At 70.8% G+C, this 3,432-nt stretch carries 2 protein-coding genes; one reads left to right on the forward strand and one right to left on the reverse strand.

All coding sequences use genetic code 11. The annotated features are described in order from the left end of the window. Positions 1-71: 71 nt before the first annotated feature. Positions 72-1,799 carry a GAF domain-containing protein gene (locus tag E6J59_04705; GenBank protein ID TMB21879.1) on the reverse strand — a complete coding sequence of 576 codons (1,728 nt, stop codon included), beginning with the start codon at positions 1,797-1,799 and terminating at the stop codon, positions 72-74. 31 nt (positions 1,800-1,830) lie between these two features. Here E6J59_04705 and E6J59_04710 point away from each other — a divergent pair. Beyond that, a partial coding sequence (locus tag E6J59_04710; protein TMB21880.1) for a hypothetical protein occupies positions 1,831-3,432 on the forward strand: 1,602 nt, incomplete at its 3' end.

Here is a 3,432-nt window from a genome sequence, read left to right on the forward strand (position 1 = left end):
GAGGCCGTGCCCGAGCGCCAGCGTCACGCCGTCTCGTAGGACGATGAGAGCCGGCCGCCGGGGGAGGCGGCTCAGCGACTGCCGGGTTCTCGGCCGTTCCGCTCCGCGAGCACCTCGTAGGCCTTGATCCCCTCCTCCTTGCCCTCGAGGGCCACCCGGCCGAGGTCCCGGAGCACGAAGACGCCCTTCACCAGCTCGAACGTGCGCTCGCCCACCACGATCGAGCCGGCCCGGGCGACCACGGACTCGAGACGCGAGGCGACGTTCACCGCGTCGCCGAGCACGGTGATCTCCTTGCGCTTGGTCGAGCCGATGGGTCCGGCGACGACCCGCCCGCTGTTGATGCCCATGCGCATCTCGATCGGCGGACGCGGGCGCCGAGCCTCATTGAGCTCCGCCAGACGGCGCCGCATCTCGAGCGCGACCCGCACGGCGCGCACGGCATGGTCCGCCTGCGTGTAGGGAGCGCCGAACACCGCCATGATGCAGTCGCCGACGAACTTGTCGACGGTCCCCTCCTGCTCGAAGACGGCCTCCGCCATGAAGGAGAGGCAGTCGTTCAGGAGCTCGGCGACCGCCGGCGGGCTCATCTTCGCCGCCAGGCGAGTGAAGCCGACGATGTCCGCGAACAGGATCGTCGCCTCCAATTCCCGTGCCTCCTTCTCGCCCTCGGAGAGGATGCGCGCTACCACCGAGGGGGAGAAGTACTTCTCGAGCCGCTCGCGCGCGAAGCGCTCGTCGCGGATCTTCTCGTTGAGCCTGACCTGCTCGATGGCCACCGCCGCGTAGTTGGCGAGCGCCGACAGGAGCTCCAGGTCGGCCTTGGTGAAGCTATTGGCCTGCACGGGCGTGTCGACGTGGATGATGCCGATGACCGCGTCCCCCTTCCACAGGGGCACGCACATCGCGGAGCGGATGCGGTGGGAGCGTATGCTGTCACGGCTCGAGAAGCGCGGGTCGACCTGGGCGTCGGAGGTGAGGATGGCCACCCGGTCGTGGACGACCCGGTCGGCCATGGTCTTGCTGATCGTGATCCTGGCCTCCTCGGCCGGGTTTCGATACTTCACCACGCGCGGCTTGAGGCTCCCTCCCTCTTCGCGCAGCATGATGAAGCCTCGGTCGGCGCGGATGTGCTCGAACACGGCGTCCATCACGCGGCGGGGCACCTCCTCCGGCTGGGCGGCGATGAGGGCCTGGGCCAGCTCGGAGACACTCCGCAGGATGCGGTTGGCCCTGGCGAGCTCGGCGGGCTCGGGCGTCGGCGACGCCGCGGGTCGAGGGACGGCGGCCGGGCGCTCTGCTCGCGGCAGCAGGACGTCAAGGGACCGCTGAAGGTCACCGACGCGCTGGATGATCGCGCCGGCCGCGGCGTCCGCCATCGGCTTCCCGGCATCGAGGAAGACCCGGTTCTCGAGCGCGCGCCGGACATGGATTACCTGCTCCCCGAGCCGGATCTGGTCGCCGCCCTTGAGGACGGCCTGGGACACCCGGACGCCGTTCAGGTACGTGCCGCCCTCGCTGCCGAGGTCGACCAGCCGGTACCGGTCTCCCTCGACCACCACCTGGGCTTGGCGGTCGGCGATCCCCCTACCGGGGAGGACGACGCTACAGGAAGGGGAGTGCCCGAGCAGCAGAACCCCGGGGGCGAGCGGGACCACTCGTTCGCTGCCTCCCTGCTGGTATGCCAGCTCGAGCATCGGATGCGTCCGCGGCAAGCTGCCGTCTGCCACTACCGCGCGGCGAGCGTCAAGCGCGCGGGCCGATACGGCAGAGGCGACGGACCTCGCGGGCTGGAGCATCCCATCCTTGCCGTGAGTCCGCGAGAGCGGGATGATCTCGGCGATGCCTCCTCCCCACCCACGCACGGAGGCGGTCTTCGTCGGTCGACACCACGAGCTCGTGGAGTTGCGCGCGGGTCTGGAAGACGCCGTCACGGGCCGCGGACGCTTCTTCCTCGTCGTCGGGGAGGCGGGCGTCGGGAAGACCCGGCTGGTGGAGGAGCTGGGTCGTGAGGCCGCGGAGCAGGGTCACCTCGTGCTCTGGGGGCGGTGCTGGGAAGGGGAGGGCGCTCCGCCCTACTGGCCGTGGATTCAGGTGCTCCGTACCCATCACCGGATCGCCCACGCGGAGACCCTGTCAGGCGGTGTGGGGGGGGCCGGCGCGCCATACCTCGCGCAGCTCGTCCCGGAGCTGGGCGGGCTACAGTCGCCAGCGCCGTCCGTCCCGCCACAGTCGGAGCACGCGCGCTTCTATCTCTTCGATGCGGTGGCGACCTTCCTCCAGAGTCGCCCCGACCACACACCGCTCGTGCTCGTCTTCGACGACCTGCAGTGGGCCGACACACCGTCTCTCCTCCTGCTGCAGTTCCTCGTTCACGAGCTGCGCGACACGGCGATGCTCGTCGTTGCGACGTACCGAGAAATGGAGGCGCGACAGAACCCCCACGTCGCCGACATCCTGGGAGCGTTGGCGCGTGACGGGCGCCACCTCCCGCTGCGCGGTTTCGGGGAAGAGGAGGTGGCGCTCTTCATCGAGGGGAAGACCGGCCGCAGTGCGTCCGCCGCGCTCGTGCGAGCCGTCCATCGGGAGACCGAAGGCAATCCCTTCTTCGTGGACGAGATCGTGCACCTGCTCGTTGCCGAGAGAGCCCTCGAGCGCCGGGACGCAACGATCCCGCGGGGGCTTCCGGTGCCGCAAGGCGTGCGAGAGGCGATCCGCCGCCGCCTCGCCCCCTTGCCCGCGCCATGCAGGGATGCCCTCACGCTCGCGTCGGTCGTCGGACGCGAGTTCGGACTCGGTGCCGTGCAGCATGCGTGTGGGCTCGGAGCGGACGCGCTGCTCGACGTCCTCGGGCCGGCCCTGGGCCGCGAGATCCTCGTCCGCGACCCGCGCACGGCGGGGCGGTACCGGTTCGCCCATGCACTGATCCGGGAAACCATCTACGAGGAGCTGGGTGCCGCCGAACGGGCACGACTGCACGGCCGTATCGGCGAAGTGCTGGAGACTCTCCACCAGAGGGACCCGACGCCGCACCTGGCAACGCTCGCGCATCATTTCCTCGAGGCGGTGCCGGCGGGAGGCGCGGACAAGGCGATCACGTACAGCACCAGAGCCGCGCGGTACGCTGAAGCGTCCCTGGCGTACGAGGACGCGGCGGTCCTGTTCGAGCGCGCGCTCGAGGTCCTCGCGGAAGCGCATCCGGCCGACGCGCGCGAGCGCTGCGAGCTTCTGCTCGCGCGCGGCGGCGCCCAGTGGAAGGCCGGCGATGGGCCCACGGCGCGCGAGACGTTCCGGCAGGCCGCCGACATCGCGCGACGGATCGGAGACGCGCCGCTCATGGCCCGCAGCGCGCTCGGCTTCGCCGGGGAGGGCTCGCGTCTGCTCTGGGTGCGGAGCGCGGTCGTGGACCAACCCCGCATCGAGCTCCTCGAG

It is taken from the genome of Deltaproteobacteria bacterium (genome assembly GCA_005879795.1).
Taxonomy (GTDB): Bacteria; Desulfobacterota; Binatia; order DP-6; family DP-6; genus DP-6.